The sequence below is a fragment of the Xanthomonas sp. NCPPB 2933 genome (assembly GCF_056725225.1).
In genome coordinates this window covers 1428608-1444149 of record NZ_CM161518.1, presented here as the reverse complement: position 1 = coordinate 1444149, position 15542 = coordinate 1428608, and the positions used below count along the sequence as shown (strand labels likewise).

The window sequence follows — 15542 nt, the reverse complement described above, 5'->3', positions numbered from 1 at the left end:
GCGCACGACCGGCTCCGCATGGCACCGCGCAGGAAAGATAAGCACTGCGAGGGATGGCTATCTACTTGCGGAGCTCAGGCGCGCTTGGGACGGACCTGCAGGACACACTGCCGCCGGTGATAGGCGGCGGTTGGACGGCGGTGCCCCGTGCGCAACACCCAGCCCTGGCGCTGACGGTTCCACCAAAGCGCGCAGCGCTGGCTGCGCTGGGCGCCTTGTACAGATGACCACGCACGCGGCATGGCCATCTGCTAGCGCAGGTCAGACCTGCTTCGGACGCACCTGCACGTGCACTTCGGCCAGTTGCTCGGCCGGGATCGGCGACGGGGCGTCGGTCATCAGATCCTGCGCGCCAGTGGTCTTGGGGAACGGGATCACGTCGCGGATCGATTCGGTGCCGGCCATCAATGCAGCGATGCGGTCGATGCCGAAGGCGATGCCGCCGTGCGGCGGTGCGCCGTAGTTCAGCGCATCCAGCAGGAAGCCGAACTTGGCACGCGCTTCCTCGGCGCCGATGCCGAGCAACTCGAACACCGCGCTCTGCATGTCCGGGCGGTGGATACGGATCGAGCCGCCGCCGATTTCATTGCCGTTGAGCACCATGTCGTAACCGCGCGACACGGCCGTGCGGGCATTGGCGCGCAGGTCGGCGATATCGTCCACCGCCGGCGCGGTGAAGGGGTGATGCAGGGCCACATAGCGCTGCGCCTCCTCGTCCCATTCGAACATCGGGAAGTCGGTGACCCACAGCGGCGCCCAGGTGTCGGCGACCAGCTTGAAATCCTTGCCGGCCTTCAGACGCAATGCACCCATGAAATCGGACACGGTGTTGTAGCCGCCGGCACCGAAGAACACGATGTCGCCGTTGCCGGCACCGACGTGCGCGAGCAGCGCGGCGAAGGCCTCTTCGCTGAAGAACTTGGCGATCGGCGAGCTGACTTCGCCGGTTTCCGACAGCTTGATGTAGGCCAGGCCCTTGGCGCCGTACTTGGCGGCGTGCGCGGCGTATTCGTCGATCTGCTTGCGCGACAGCGCGGCACCGCCGGGGATACGCAGCGCGGCCACGCGGCCGTCGGCATCGTTGGCGGCGGCGGTGAACACCGGGAATTCACTGGACTTGACCAGCTCGGCCACATCGACCAATTCCAGCGCGATGCGCAGGTCCGGCTTGTCCGAGCCGTAGCGACGCATCGCCTCGGCCCAGGTCATGCGCGGGAACTGCGCGGCCAACTCGACGTCCACCACTTCCTTGAAGATGGCGCGGATCATGTCTTCGACAAAATCCTGCACGTCGCGCTCGCGCACGAAGGCGAATTCCATGTCGAGCTGGGTGAATTCCAGCTGGCGGTCGGCGCGCAGCGCTTCGTCGCGGAAGCAGCGCGCGATCTGGTAGTAACGGTCGAAGCCGGCCACCATCAGGATCTGCTTGAACAGCTGCGGGCTCTGCGGCAAGGCGTAGAACTCGCCCGGATGCATGCGCGCCGGCACCAGGAAGTCGCGTGCGCCTTCCGGAGTGGCCTTGGTCAGGATCGGGGTTTCGATATCCTGGAAATCGCGCGCATCCAGATGCCGGCGCAGCGCCTGCACCAGCTTGATGCGGGTGCGCTGCATGCGCTGCATTTCCGGACGGCGCAGGTCCAGATAGCGGTATTTCAGGCGGGTTTCTTCGCCCGGATTTTCGTGCGCGTGGAACGGCAGCGGCGCAGCCTTGTTGAGGATGGTGATGCGGGTGGCGATCACTTCGACCTTGCCGCTGCGCAGCTTGTCGTTGACCGCATGTCGCGCACGCACCACGCCTTCGACCTGCAGCACGTCTTCGTAGCCGAGGCTGGCGGCGACCGGGAACACCTCGGCGTTCTCCGGTTCCACCGTCACCTGCACGATGCCTTCGTGGTCGCGCAGGTCGATGAAGCACACGCCGCCCAGGTTGCGGGCCACGTCGGTCCAGCCGGCGAGAGTGACGGTTTGGCCGATCATGGTCTCGTCGACCAGGCCGCAGAAGTGGGTACGCATCGAAAGCTCCGCTGAAAACCCGACGCAGGACAGCGCCGGAGAGCCGGATATTCTGGGGCCGGCGGGCGACAGGAGCAAATGCGCGGGCGCTCATGGTCGCTTAAGTCGCCGCCCGGCTGAATAGGCGCAACGCCCCTCCCGCACCAAGGACGACACGATGCTGCGCACTGCCCTGCTGCTCTCCGGCTTCGGCCTGATCTCCCTGACCGGCCTGCTCGCCAGCGCCCCTGCCGCCGCGCAGGACCGTGGCTGGAACGGCCCCAGCATCACCTGCTCCAGCAACGACAACCGCCGCCGCGAGTGCGACACGCCGTTCCGCGGCCGCGCGGTGCTGGTCGAGAACATCTCCGGCACGCGCTGCATCGAAGGCCGCAACTGGGGCAGCGACCGCGGCCGCGTGTGGGTGGACAACGGCTGCCGCGCGCGCTTTGTGGATGGCCGCAACGGGAGCGGCGGCTGGGGCGGCAACAACGGCGGCGGCGCTGGCGGGGTGGCCGGCACGGTGCGCTGCGAGAGCAACGACCAGCGCCAGAAGATCTGCGATACCGGTTGGCGCCGCGCCATGCTGGTGCGCCAGCTCTCCAACACGCCCTGCGTGGAAGGCCGCAACTGGCGCCAGGACGGGGGTCGGATCTGGGTGGACGACGGCTGCCGGGGCGAGTTTGCGCAAGCGCGCGGCGGCGGTTGGGACCGTGGCGATGGCGGCTACGGCGGCCGCGACGACCGCCCGCGTAACGATTACGCCATCAGCTGCGCCAGCGACGACCGCCGCCTGCGCACCTGCGCCTGGGATGGCCGCAACGGCCGCCCGGTGCTGACCCGCCAGTTGTCCGACACCCGCTGCGAAGAGGGCCGCAGCTGGGGCTACGACGAGCGCCGCGCGACGGTGTGGGTGAATGACGGTTGCCGGGCGCGGTTCGAGGCGCGTTGAGAGACTGCGCGTTGAAGCAATGCGTGCGCGGGCCAGTCCTGGAGCGGGATCGGCCTGCGCATTCAACCTGTCATCGATCGCATTGGCGGATAACACGCGTTCCCGGCGGAAGCTTGCGCTACTGCGACTCTGTCTGATCAGGTTTTCGGCCGGAGACGCGGGCTCTGAAACTCGAACGATGCCGACTGCCCGGCCAATCGACCGGTTCAACCTCCCCAAGGCGCGGGTGGTAATGCGGCCGGCTGGGTGAGATCGAATTCGACCCGGAACAGCCGCCCGCCTGGACGACTCAATTCGTAGACGACGCTGCGGCCGGGCTGGATTTCCATCGCCCAGGTATTACTCAGCGAAGCGGTCGAGCCAAGGCGTTTGAATAGCGCGATGGATTCGGCATCGACCGGGAATTCCTGCCGGTTCGCGCTGCCTGCATCGATGGTAGCGCCGCCGTATTGGGTCAGTGCGTGCGCGCTGCCGTCGGCATGGCGATGATCGTGCTTGAGGCGCAGGCCGGTGCCGGTGCGCGTCAGTACCCAGGTGCGCGAGTGGTCGTCGCCCACATGGAACGGCACGCGCAACTCATGCGCAGGGTCGTCGCAGCCGCGCACATGCATCACCAGTGGCTTGCCGGCGAACGCGCTTGGCGTTGCGGAGACCGGGGTATCGACGAGGACGCGGCCGGCGAAGGCTTGTCCGCAGTGCGTGGCGAGCGCAGCAAGGAAGCGCTCGGCGGGTACGGCGCTCATCGGTGTGGGCGACGTCGCAGACGTGGACTTGGACCTGGAAGAAGTGGCGCATCCGGTCACGGCGGCGACCAGCATCAGCACGGCCAACCCCGGAGTGGCCAACGAAACGCGGTGAGCGAGCGCTGTTCTCAGCGTCGGGCCGCTCTCCGGCTTGCGCGTGCGGCCGTGGATCATGCCGGATCGGATGCTGGCTTGGACGCAGGCTTGGCGGCGGGTTTGCTCTCGGCGGCTGCGGCCGGCTTGGCTTCGCCACCGCTGCTGCTCTCGGTGAGGTTTTTCTTCTTCTCGCCTGCCGACTTGAAGTCGGTTTCGTACCAGCCGCTACCGGACAGGCGGAACGAGGGCGCGGTGATCTGGCGCTTGATCGTGGCCGCCGCGCAGGCCGGGCAGGTCTGCGGATCGGGATCGGCCATCTTCTGCAGGCGGTCGAAAGCGTGACCGCAGGTGGTGCACTGGAAACCGTAGATGGGCATGGCAGGATCAGCTGATGATGATGCAGGGGCGCAGATTCTAGTCGTATGCGGGCAAGCAGGTGCAGCAACCGTCTGCGCGGCGGGCACGCGGGAGCTGGTTGCGGGCGACAGGCATCGATCAATCGTCGCTTTGTCACAGCTGCACGCTGACCGCGCACGTTCAAGGCTGCGGTTGCCGCCTGCAGATGCAAACGCCAACTGCGCATACCGAAGTCTCGAGCAAACAAGACGAGTCGTTGTCAGGCCAGCGAGATTGCGCGGAATACAGCGTTTGTCCTGCAGCGCGCAGACAACTGGCACGTTGCGCCGACTTGACGACTACCGGCGACTGTCGGGAGTCGTAGAGGAGCCAATTGAATCAGCCTGCACCACACGTTTCGATCAGGCCGCCACACAGCGGCCTGCTACACTCGAACACGTGATCGACGCGCCTTTTCCCCCACAAGAGCCGCATCCATGTTGCGACTGACCGCCTTATTGCTGGATTGCTGGGCGTGGCCCTGTTGCTGACCGGCAGCGGGCTGCTCGGCACCTTGCTTGCCGTGCGCGGTGGTCAGGCCGGCTTCGATGCGCGTGCGCTGGGCCTGATCATGTCCGGGTATTTTGCCGGCTTCTTTCTCGGCACCTTCTTCGCGCCGCCACTGATTCGCCGCATCGGGCATATCCGTGCGTTTGCTTTTTATGCGGCATTGGCCGCCATTGCGGTGCTGCTGCATCCGATCTGGTTGAACGCCTGGGGCTGGGGATTGCTGCGATTGGTCACCGGCGCGGCCTTGGTCGGCCTGTACACGGTGATCGAAAGCTGGCTCAACGCCGAGCCGGATGCGCGCCGACGCAGCCGGGTGTTTTCGGTGTACATGGCGATCAATCTGTCCGCGTTGGCGCTGGACCAGATCCTGCTCACGGCCGGCGATGCAACTGCGCCGGCGATGTTCACGCTGACGGCGATCCTGATTTGCGCGGCGGTCATGCCGGTGATGACCACGCGATTGATTCCGCCCGAGGTGCCGCACGTCTCGCGTTTGCGCCTGAAAACGCTCTACGCATTGGCGCCGGTGGCGACCATTGGCGCGGGGTTGTCGGGCTTGGCAATGGGCGCGTTCTGGGGCTTGTTGCCGGTGTACGCCAACCGCATCGGGCTGGATGCCGATGGCGTAGCGATGTTCATGCTCACCGCCATCATTGGCGGCGCGGTATTGCAGTGGCCGATCGGGCGCATCAGCGATGGCCATGACCGGCGCATCGGGCTGGTCACGGTCAGTGTGCTGGCGGCCGGCATTGCGATTGCCGCCGCGGTGCCGATGGTGCAGGCGCAGACCACCATGCTGTTCGTGTTGTTCTTCGTGTATGGCGGGCTGGCATTCTCGCTGTATCCGTTTGCGGTGGCGCACATGCTCGATTATCTGCCGCGCGAAGATCTGCTCTCCGGCTGCAGCAGTTTGTTGCTGGTGCATGGCGTGGGCGCGGCGATCGGCCCGGCCCTGGCCGGCGGCGCGATGCAGAAATTCGGCCCGGCAGCACTGCCGGTGTACTTCGCTGTGATGCTGCTGGCACTGGCCGGCTTCACCCTGGCGCGCTTGCTGCGCTTCACGCGCCGCCGCACCCATCCGATCTCCTTCCGCCCGATGCTGCGTACGACGCCATCGGCACTGGAATTGATGCCGGAAACGCAGCAGACCGAAGCGGCGCCTCACACTAGAAGTGGTTAAATTAACTACGTCGCGTCGGTCTATTGCAGAGCCGAGGATCTGCCGCTTGGCTGCAGGTCAACCGCTGGTCCGCGACTTCGCTGCAGGGCCCTTGCCCGCCCACCATCGCGGGACACGCCGCAAGTACATCCATGTAGGCTCTTACGCGGCATCCATGCCGCGTAAGGTCCCGCGACGGTGAGCGGGCAAGGACCAGTCGAGAGTGTCGGTGTGCATGGTGCAAGCAGTGCATCGCGTGCTTCTAGCTCGCTAGTTCACATGCAGTTATGCGATCAGCATTGGCAAGCCAAGGCAACTCGCGAGAAGGCCAGCCTTTTTAACCAGCTACCGACTAACTCTCTGGCGCGGTGTCCTCGCCGATTGCGGGACCGTGTGGCGGCATGGATGCCGCCACCGAGCCTCCAGGGACGGATTCACGGCGTGTCCCGCAAGCGGTGAGGGCACCGCGCACTCGACTAGCCATGCCTTTGATCTAAGCCCTTGACTGCATCTACAAAGGCGCAACGATTCCAAATTTATCGTCTTGGAGTGAATAGACCACGCTGCCGCACGACATTCGGGGTGTTTTGAAACCAACCTGACCTGGAATATCCAAACACCGCCAGATCGTCGTCGTCCTGGCAGTGAGGTTTTACCCATCTACCCGTGATCGCGGCCCCACCTGTAGCGCGGTCATCATCACGCAACGCAAGTGCGGGAGTCTTTGCAGACTCCCTCCCTGCTTGTTGGATTGCAATGGATTCGACGTCTTCATCGCGCATGCGCCATCCGGCCACGCTCGCGCTGCTGCTGGTTCCGCTCACCCTGCCCGCCTACGCACAGCAGGTCCCGGATGGCGCAGCGTCTGGCCCGGCCGCGGCCGAACCGAACAACACTGGCGAACAGTTGTCCACGCTGGATCAGGTGCAGGTGGTGGGCCAGGCGATGACCTATTCCAAGACCACCGTCAGCAAGGAAATGCTGGACCGCCAGTTCGTGCTCGGCAGCGTCAACGATGCGCTCAACGAACTGCCCGGCGTGGTGGTGACCGAAGCCGATGCGTTCGGCTCGTCGGACTGGGGTACCCAGATCAGCATGCGTGGCTTTGTCAGCAATCGCGATACGCAGCAGATCGGCACCACGATCGACGGCGTGCCCAACGGCGGCTCGGCGTATGGCGGCGGCTCCAAGGCCAACCGTTTCATCGACATGCCGGATCTGGAAACGGTGGAAGTCAGCCAGGGCACCGCCGACATTGCATCGCGCTCCAATGAGGCGCTGGGCGGCACCTTGAATTACCTCACCGGCGAGCCGCTGGAAACACAGCGCGTGCGCGTGATCGGCGGCATCGGCGACAACCAGGGGCGCAAGTATTACGCGCGCTACGACACCGGGGTGCTCGGCGGCAACACGCGAGCCTGGGTCAGCGGCTCGTCCGCACGCAACGACGACTGGATCGATGGCAGCGGCCACACCACCCGCGATCACCTGGCCGGCAAATTCGTCAGCACCTTGAACAAGTGGACGCTCAGCGGCTATCTGTCGTACGACGATGCCGACGAATCCGAATACACCAGCGTGACGCCGGAGCAGTTCGCACGCGATCCCGAGCACGATCTGTTGACCGGCACGCTCACCGGCATTCCGTATCTGGACCAGAACTACCGCTCCGGCTCACGCGCCTTGCGCAAGAATACGTTTGGCTATCTGCGCGGCGCCTTCGATGGCGGCAACGGCTTCAAGACCACGCTGACCGGCTACGCGCACCGCATGCAAGGCCGTGGCGACTGGATTCCGCCGTACCTGGTGGACGTCACCAACGACGGTGCCGGCGCGCCGGAATCGGAAGCGCGTGGCGGCAACACCGTGTATGCCGGCAGCGACCTGGGCAAGCTGTATTACCTCACTCCGGGCGGCGCCGCCGCGACGATGCTGGCCGGTTGCGCGGGCAGCGATGCAGTACCGGCCGAATCCAACCCGGCCTGCTACCCGGCCGGCTCGGTGCCGGTGCAGTCGTATCGCCACAGCCACTACGACAACCACCGTGCCGGCGCGATGGCGGATGTGGAATGGCGCGCGGATCTGGGCGCCATCGACAACACCGTGCGTGCCGGTGCGTGGCTGGAACGTTACGACCGTAGCGTCACCCGCGACTGGCATCGCCTGCTCAATGTGGGCACCAATATCAGCTTCGATCATCAGCCGTACTGGGTGCAGTTCAAGGACGCATACCAGACCGACGAGCAGATGTATTACGTGGAAGACGTGATGCGCTATGGCGCATTTGCATGGCGGGTGGGCGTCAAGCAGTTCTTCGTCGACCAGACCCGCGACCGCCGAATCGGCGATGCGCAGCATGTTGAATCGGATTCGCACTCCGACCCGCTACTGTCGGCCGGCCTGACCTGGACCACCCCGGTTCAAGGGTTGGAAGCGTTTGCCGGTTACTCGCAGAATTTCGCCGCGATTCCGTCCGGTGTGCTCGGCGAAACCGACCCGGTCGCGCTGAGCCGCGTGCAGCCGGAAACCGCGGACAACTTCGAGCTTGGCCTGCGCATCAGCCGCTGGCCGTTGACCGGCAGCGTGACGCTGTACGACATCCGTTTCGATAACCGCATCGTGTATGTGCCGGCCAACTTCGTCACCGGCATCGATTACCTGGGCGAGACCGATGGCGTGTACGAAAACTTCGGCGGCGTGCATGCACGCGGTGTGGAGGCAGCGCTGGGCTATGGCTGGGACAACGGCTGGCGCATCAACGGTGCCTACACCTATAACAAGGCCGATTACCTGGGCAGCGGCGATGCCGCGCGCGATGCTGCGCTGGAGATCACGCCCGGTGCGCAGGTGATCGGCCAACCGCGCAACACCTTGGTCCTGTCAGCCGACTGGCGCGGACAGGCATGGCGCTTCGGTGTGTCCGGGCGCTATCTGGGCAAGCGCTATCTGGATGCCTCCAATCGCGCCGCACTCGATGGCGTGACCACCTTCGATGCCAATCTGGGCGTGGAACTGTCGCAACTGACGTCGCAGCTGCAGGGCCTGCAACTGGCGCTCAATGTCAGCAACCTCACCGACAAGCGTTATCTGGAAGGTGTGGACGGCAGCGACAGCGCGTTTATCGGCGCACCGCGCACGGTCGGGCTGACGTTGACGCTGGATCTCTAGCGTAGACGGCGTATTGCCGATCTGCGCGTGATGGTTTTTGCGACGTGCAGGGATCGGGTCGGCTAAAGGCACGCTACCCGATCCGCTCCCTGCCTCGCCTCCTGCACAAGTGCAAAGGGACATGACCGGCAGTTTTGCAGGCAGGCAAGAGAACACACGCGCTGACAAGTTGGGTACGCTCGACCCGCTCCAGCGCAGACAGGATTGGCGCGCCAACCAGGTGACACGATGATCGATCTTCCCCGCCGCCGCGTGTTGCAGACCGGACTCGCCGGTGCTGCGGCCGCGTTATTGCCCAGCATCGCGCGCGCCGCGGCCATCGCGCCGGACCGTCGCAGCGGCACGTTGGAAGACCTGCAGCATGTGGTGATCCTGATGCAGGAAAACCGCGCCTTCGATCATTATTTCGGCGCGCTGCCCGGCGTGCGCGGGTTCGGCGATCGTTTTCCGATTCCTGCTCCACCACTGCCAGGTGCGCCTGCACGCACGGTGTGGCTGCAGCCCAGCGAAGATGGCAGCCAGTGGCTGACGCCGTTTGCGCTGGATACTGCGGCGCAGTTCGGCTTCATGCGCGTGCAAGGAACCCCGCATAGCTGGGTGGATGCGCAACGCGCCTGGGACCACGGCCGGCTCGGGCACTGGGCCGCCGTCAAGCACAACCATGCGCTGGGCTATTACCGGCGCGCGGATATTCCGTTTCAGTACGCGCTCGCCGACGCCTTCACCATCTGCGATGCGTACCACGCCTCGATCCAGACCGGCACCAACTCCAATCGCGTATTTTTGTGGAGCGGCGGCAACGACCCGCAGGCGCGCGCCGGTGGGCCGGTGATCGGTAACTCGCACGACAACTTCCCGGAGCTGGGCGGTTTCGCCGAGCCGTATCGCTGGACGACGTACGTCGAACATCTTCAGAAAGCGGGTGTGTCCTGGCAGATCTATCAGGACATGCGCGACAACTTCACCGACAACCCGCTGGCAGGCTTCGCGCCGTTTCGGCAGGCGTTCAGTGCTGCGCCGGGGCACGATACGCAACTGCGCGCGCGTGGCGTGAGCACGCGCGATGTGGAGCAATTACGTGCCGATGTGCTTGGCGGGCAACTGCCATCGGTGAGTTTCATCATTGCCGATGCCGCCGGCAGCGAACATCCGGATCCCTCCAGCCCTGCGCAAGGCGCGGCCTACACCGCACGCGTGCTGGATGCGCTGACCGCCGATCCAAAGGTATGGAGCCGCACCGCACTGCTGTTGATGTTCGACGAGAACGACGGCTTTTTCGATCACATGCCGCCGCCGGCGCCACCGTCGCCGGATCCGCGTGCGGCCGCCGGTTTTGCTGGTGCATCCAGCATTGCCACCGACGACGAATACCACCGTCAGCCAGCACCCGGCGAGCAAAAAGTGGATCTACCGGAACTGCGTGGCCGCCCCTATGGACTGGGCCCGCGTGTGCCGCTGTACGTGATCTCGCCATGGAGCCGCGGCGGCTGGGTGGATTCGCAGGTGTACGACCACACCTCGGTATTGCGCCTGCTGGAACGCCGCTTCGGCGTGCCGGCGCCGGAGATCACGCCATGGCGGCGTGCAGTCTGCGGCGATCTCACCACCGCATTCGATTTTAGTACCGCGGATGCGCGCCCGTTCGTCGCTGCATTGCCAGATGTCAGCGCCGCTGCAGCGCGCGCGGCGGCGATGCGTGAGCACACGTTGCCGCCGCTGCCTGTTTCGTTGCAAGCGCCGCAGCAGCCATTCGGTATACGGCGTTCGCGCGCAGTGCCGTATCGCCCGACTGTGCAACTGACTTATGTGCAGGAGCGCGGCGACGTGGTACTGCGCATGTCCAACAGCCGTGCTGCGGTCGTGCTGCACATCTACGACCGCTACGACCTGGCGGCGATTCCGCGTCGCTACACGCTCGGCAACGGCGCCACGTTGGAAGGCAGCTGGAGCACCTACGACGGTCGCTACGATCTGTGGTTGCTCGGCCCCAATGGCTTCCATCGTCACTATCGCGGCGATCTTAGTGCTGCGCTGCTGGTGGCCGATATCACGCAGGACGCCAACGATCCAGCCGCGTTGTCGCTCTTGCTGCACAATCCCGGCACCACCGCAGTGCAGGTGGCGTTGCAACCAGCGGCCTATGCGATTGCGCAGCCACGCGAGCAACTGACCGTGGCGCCGGGCACCACCCAGCGACGCAGCTGGAAGGCCGCAGCAAGCGGCGGCTGGTACGACCTATGGCTGGAGCAGGACGGTGCGCGTCAACGCCTGGCAGGTCGCGTCGAAACCGGCGCCGATAGCGTGAGCGATCCGGCGATGGGTGGGCCGGCACAGTTGTATCAGACCGAATTGGCCGATGCGCCGGGATCTTGAGTGCTCGATGCTGTGGCTTGAGTGGATAGCCGGATTGGCCAGACCGTCGATGTCGAGATCCTCCACTGCGGCCATGATCTCTTCGACGCCTGTCGGCCGACAGGCTTTCGCGCACTTTGAGTATCGGCATCGCGCTTGATCAGGACTTAGAGCGGCTAACAAAACTACTTTACGCCAGTCCACTGCAGGCCGGCTGATCTGCTGCCTGGCTGCAGGGCCCTTGCCCGCCCACCATCGCAGGACACGCCGCAAGTACGTCCGTGTAGGCTCTTACGCGGCATCCATGCCGCGTAAGGTCCCGCGACGGTAGGCGGGCAAGGACCAGTCAAGATGGTCGTTATGCATGGTTTTAAACAAGCAACCGATCAACTCTCTGGTGCGGTGTCCTCACCGATTGCGGGACCGTGTGACGGCATGGATGCCGCCACCGAGCCTACATGGACGTACTTGCGGCGTGTCCCGCGAGCGGTGAGGCCACCGCACCCTCGACCCACGCAGCGTTTGATCTGGACTTTTGACTGCATCCACCAAGATGCGGCCGACAAAACCACTGCACTCACTTTCAGGCGCTCGCTCGCTAGGTTTTGTTAGCCGCTCTTAGTCACTGGCGTCGAAAAAACGCCCGCCGCGCTGCTTGCAGACATGGCCTTGAGGCGGAGTGCTGCAACTGCAGTCCGCTGCAGACACTGAGTCGACCTCCAACAGCCGACCACGCTGGTTCGCGGCTTGCAGAGCGGCGATTCGATCGCGTTGTGAAGCGGGCCGCTCCAGAGCCCGCCGCGCACGCATCAAGCAGACACGTAGCTCGCCACTGCCTGCGCCACTGCTTTTAACGCCGCATCGCGCGCATCGCTGTCGACGCTGGCGCCATTCAAGTATGTGGTGAGCAGCAGTGGTGCCCTGCCCTTCGGTGGCCAGAGGATGGCGATGTCGTTGCGGGTGTCGGTGCCGTTGCTGCCGGTCTTGTCGCCGATCTTCCAGCTGCGCGGCAGGCCCGCGCGCAGGCAGGTATCGCCGGTGCGGTTGTCGATCATCCAGTCACTCAGTTGCTTGCGCGAGGCCGGTTGCAAGGCATCGCCGAGCAGCAGCGTGCGCAGCGTTAAAGCCATCGCGGCCGGGGTGGTGGTGTCGCGCGGGTCGTCCTGGGCGAACCGATTCATTTCCGGCTCGTGACGGTCGCTGCGGGTCTGGGTATCGCCGATGCCGCGCAGGAAAGCAGTCAGGCCTTGCGGATCGCCGACCAGCGGGAACAACAGGTTTGCGGCCGGGTTGTCGCTGTAGATCATCGTGGCCCGGCACAGCTCGCCGACACTCAGCGAACCGCCGACATGGCGCTCGGTCACCGGCGCATGCGACAGCATGTCCGAGGCACGGATCTTGACCCGTTGCGCCAGTGTCAGCTTGCCCTGGTCCACCCGCTGTAATACTGCCGCAGCCAATACAAATTTGAAGGTGCTGCACATCGGAAAGCGCTCATCTTCGCGCTGCCCGACGCGCTTGCCGGTGGCGCTGTCGAGCAGGCCGATACCCAGGCGGCCACCGGTGCCGCGTTCGATCTCGGCCCAGCGTGCCCGCAGCAGATCGCCCGTTGGCTCGTGCAATGTCGCCACCTGGGAGAGCGGCCATGCGGATTTGGACGCCGCAAGCAACACACTCGCACCGGTCACGGACAGGAACTGCCGTCGGTTCAACATGGGGCCACCTCATTGGGAGAGCCCGCAGTATCGATGCAGGCGAAGCAGCCGACCATCGCGATGTTTCGATTCCAGGCATGAATTGAACTAATCTCTACGTATGCCCCGGCCCCGCCTCCCGCTCAATGCCCTGCGCGCTTTCGAGGCCGCTGCGCGTCATCAGAACCTGACCCGCGCGGCCGGCGAGCTGTGCGTGAGCCAGGCCGCACTCAGCCACCAGATCAAGGCGCTGGAGCAGCAGCTGGGCACCAGCCTGTTCCACCGCCTGCCACGCGGCGTGGCGCTCACCGACGAGGGCGCGGCGTTGGCGCCGGTGCTGGGCGAGGCCTTCGACCGCATCGCTGCCACCCTTGAGCGCTTTGCCGATGGCCGCTATCGCGAGGTGCTCAGTGTCGGTGTGGTCGGCACCTTCGCCACCGGCTGGTTGCTGCCGCGCGTGGATGCCTTTCATGCGGCGCATCCGGAGATCGAGCTGCGTCTGTCGACCCACAACAACCGCGTCGATCTGGCTGGCGAAGGGCTGGATCTGGCGATCCGTTTCGGCGACGGCGACTGGCACGGGCAGATCGCCCATGCGCTGATGGAGGCGCCGTTTGCACCGGTCTGCGCGCCGGCAATGGCGCGCGCGTTGCGCACGCCGGCCGATCTGGCGCAGGTGCAGTTGCTGCGCTCGTATCGACTGGACGAGTGGCCGCAGTGGTTTCGCGCGGCGGGTGCAGCCGAGGTCGCAGCGCGCGGTGCGATGTTCGATTCGTCGCTGACATTGGCCAGCGCCGCGGCGGCAGGTGCCGGGGTGGCGTTGTTGCCGTTGCCGATGTTTCGCCAGGATCTGGATGCAGGGCGCCTGGTGTGCCCGTTCCCGATCAGGATCGACGCTGGACGCTATTGGCTCACCCATCTGCGTTCGCGGCCGGCCGGAGCCGCCGCGCTCAGCTTTCACCGCTGGCTAGCGCAGACCATTTCCGCATGAGCAGTCCAGTGGCGCCTGTTCCCTCTGGGCCGGCGCCAAAGGCGGCACGCCGACACATTCGCTGTTGGCCGCTTGTTTTAGAGATGAAAGAAGTGATGAAAACGAATAGCTGCAATAGTTTTATTCCCAGAAACTGAGGGCTACGTTGGGCTCCCATCCCGCATCGGGCAGGCCCATGATCACGCCTTCGCACCTTCTTCGTTTCTCGCTATGTATCGGCGCATGTGTTGCTGCCGCCAACGCAACAGCGCAAGCCACTGCCCCGGGAACAACCTCGTCTCCCGCAACGAACGCCGCTGCCCAGCAAGATCCCGCGCCCACGCCCAGCTTCGAACAATGGTTGGTCGACTTCCGCCAGCGTGCGCTTGCTGCCGGCATTGAAACAACCACGCTAGACACCGCATTCGCTGGCGTCACACCCGATCCATCGGTGCAGGCACTGGATCAGCAGCAGCCCGAATTCACCCGCTATCTCTGGGATTATCTCGACGACCGTGTCACACCGTCCGCCATCCAGGAAGGACAGCAACTGCTGATCAGCCAGCGCGCCCTCTTTCAAAAGTTGCAGCAGCAATACGGTGTGGATCCGGGCATCCTGACAGCCATCTGGAGCATGGAAAGCGAGTACGGCAAACAGATCGGCGACCGCTACGTGATCCGTTCGCTGGCGACGCTGGCGCATGAGGGTCGGCGCATCAAGTATGGAAATACGCAATTGCTTGCGGCGTTGCAGATCCTGCAGACGGAAAAAGGCGTCGATCGATCGCAGTTTGTGGGCTCATGGGCCGGCGCCATGGGACAGACGCAATTCATCCCGAGCACCTACCGTGACTACGCCGTCGACGACGATGGGGACCACAAACGCGATGTGTGGAATTCCAGTGCGGATGCCTTGGGCTCTGCCGCGAATTACCTCAAGCAGAGCAACTGGAGCAGCGCTGTTCCCTGGGGCCAGGAAGTGCATCTGCCAGCCGGCTTCGACTACGCGCAGGCCGACCTGACGATCAAGAAAACCGTTGCCCAATGGCTGCGCCAGGGTGTGGTGTGTGGCAGCAAGCCGATTGCACCCGCACTGGCCCAGGAACAGGCATCGGTACTTTTGCCCGCAGGGTATCGCGGCCCGGCTTTCCTGGTGTTCGACAATTTCCGCAGCATTCTGCGTTACAACAATTCCACCGCCTATGCGCTGGCGGTCGGTCTGCTGGCCGATGGCTATGCGGGTGGAGCCGGGGTCGAGCAGCCCTGGCCAAAAGACGATCCGCCGCTTAATCGCGTGGCAGAGATCACCGAGCTGCAGCAGCGGCTGACCGACAAGGGATTCGACGTGGGCGGCGTCGACGGTGCGCTGGGGGCGCGAACTCGCCAGGGAATCCGTGCATTCCAGCGCAGCCAACAGTTGCCGCAGGACGGGTATGCCAGCAGCGCTTTGCTAGCGCGGCTGCGGGCACGCTGATCGCGTCATCGCACCGCCAGGCCATACTGGTCACCG

General features: G+C 64.8%; 9 protein-coding genes and 1 pseudogene. 6 read left to right on the top strand and 4 right to left on the bottom strand.

What is annotated here, in order from left to right; translation table 11 throughout:
- Positions 1-261 precede the first annotated feature (261 nt).
- Positions 262-2013 carry an aspartate--tRNA ligase gene (gene aspS / locus AC1PLU_RS05935; protein ID WP_255085815.1) on the bottom strand — a complete coding sequence of 584 codons (1752 nt, stop codon included), beginning with the start codon at positions 2011-2013 and terminating at the stop codon, positions 262-264.
- Between the two features lie 157 nt (positions 2014-2170).
- Between aspS and AC1PLU_RS05930 the strand changes: the two genes are divergently transcribed.
- A complete protein-coding gene (locus tag AC1PLU_RS05930; protein WP_481107970.1) occupies positions 2171-2944 on the top strand; it encodes a DUF3011 domain-containing protein in 774 nt (257 codons plus the stop codon).
- A gap of 206 nt (positions 2945-3150) precedes the next feature.
- Here AC1PLU_RS05930 and AC1PLU_RS05925 read toward each other — a convergent pair whose 3' ends face one another.
- Both AC1PLU_RS05925 and AC1PLU_RS05920 read right to left on the bottom strand, forming a co-directional pair.
- Positions 3151-3687, bottom strand: coding sequence for a hypothetical protein (locus AC1PLU_RS05925; protein ID WP_481107969.1), 537 nt, complete (start codon positions 3685-3687; stop codon positions 3151-3153).
- Between the two features lie 170 nt (positions 3688-3857).
- Positions 3858-4160, bottom strand: coding sequence for an FmdB family zinc ribbon protein (locus AC1PLU_RS05920; protein WP_006451727.1), 303 nt, complete (start codon positions 4158-4160; stop codon positions 3858-3860).
- 456 nt (positions 4161-4616) lie between these two features.
- Here AC1PLU_RS05920 and AC1PLU_RS05915 point away from each other — a divergent pair.
- The 3 genes and pseudogenes from AC1PLU_RS05915 (at position 4617) to AC1PLU_RS05905 (ending at position 11389) form a co-directional block, all read left to right on the top strand.
- Positions 4617-5869: pseudogene (locus tag AC1PLU_RS05915) on the top strand (MFS transporter).
- A 735-nt stretch (positions 5870-6604) separates the two neighbouring features.
- On the top strand, positions 6605-9016 hold the full coding sequence (locus tag AC1PLU_RS05910; protein ID WP_481107968.1) for a TonB-dependent receptor domain-containing protein: 2412 nt from the start codon (positions 6605-6607) through the stop codon (positions 9014-9016).
- A 228-nt stretch (positions 9017-9244) separates the two neighbouring features.
- Entirely contained in the window at positions 9245-11389 is a 2145-nt protein-coding gene (locus AC1PLU_RS05905; protein ID WP_481107967.1) for a phosphocholine-specific phospholipase C, read from the top strand.
- 788 nt (positions 11390-12177) lie between these two features.
- Here the strand turns inward: AC1PLU_RS05905 and bla are convergent.
- Positions 12178-13083, bottom strand: a complete 906-nt coding sequence (gene bla, locus AC1PLU_RS05900) for a class A beta-lactamase (RefSeq protein WP_481107966.1) — start codon at positions 13081-13083, stop codon at positions 12178-12180.
- Positions 13084-13183: 100 nt separating this feature from the next.
- Between bla and ampR the strand changes: the two genes are divergently transcribed.
- Together ampR and AC1PLU_RS05890 are read left to right on the top strand one after the other, a co-directional pair.
- On the top strand, positions 13184-14053 hold the full coding sequence (gene ampR, locus AC1PLU_RS05895; protein ID WP_481107965.1) for a LysR family transcriptional regulator AmpR: 870 nt from the start codon (positions 13184-13186) through the stop codon (positions 14051-14053).
- A 175-nt stretch (positions 14054-14228) separates the two neighbouring features.
- Positions 14229-15506 (top strand): lytic murein transglycosylase, encoded by a 1278-nt coding sequence (locus tag AC1PLU_RS05890; protein WP_481107964.1) that lies wholly within the window; start codon positions 14229-14231, stop codon positions 15504-15506.
- Positions 15507-15542: the final 36 nt, after the last annotated feature.

What these genes read in the sequence shown, in the direction of transcription:
- aspS (WP_255085815.1), bottom strand. Translation starts at nt 2,013, where the DNA reads ATGCGTACCCACTTCTGCGGCCTGGTCGACGAGACCATGATCGGCCAA.
- AC1PLU_RS05905 (WP_481107967.1), top strand. Translation starts at nt 9,245, where the DNA reads ATGATCGATCTTCCCCGCCGCCGCGTGTTGCAGACCGGACTCGCCGGT.
- AC1PLU_RS05925 (WP_481107969.1), bottom strand. Translation starts at nt 3,687, where the DNA reads ATGAGCGCCGTACCCGCCGAGCGCTTCCTTGCTGCGCTCGCCACGCAC.
- AC1PLU_RS05930 (WP_481107970.1), top strand. Translation starts at nt 2,171, where the DNA reads ATGCTGCGCACTGCCCTGCTGCTCTCCGGCTTCGGCCTGATCTCCCTG.
- ampR (WP_481107965.1), top strand. Translation starts at nt 13,184, where the DNA reads ATGCCCCGGCCCCGCCTCCCGCTCAATGCCCTGCGCGCTTTCGAGGCC.
- bla (WP_481107966.1), bottom strand. Translation starts at nt 13,083, where the DNA reads ATGTTGAACCGACGGCAGTTCCTGTCCGTGACCGGTGCGAGTGTGTTG.
- AC1PLU_RS05910 (WP_481107968.1), top strand. Translation starts at nt 6,605, where the DNA reads ATGGATTCGACGTCTTCATCGCGCATGCGCCATCCGGCCACGCTCGCG.
- AC1PLU_RS05890 (WP_481107964.1), top strand. Translation starts at nt 14,229, where the DNA reads ATGATCACGCCTTCGCACCTTCTTCGTTTCTCGCTATGTATCGGCGCA.
- AC1PLU_RS05920 (WP_006451727.1), bottom strand. Translation starts at nt 4,160, where the DNA reads ATGCCCATCTACGGTTTCCAGTGCACCACCTGCGGTCACGCTTTCGAC.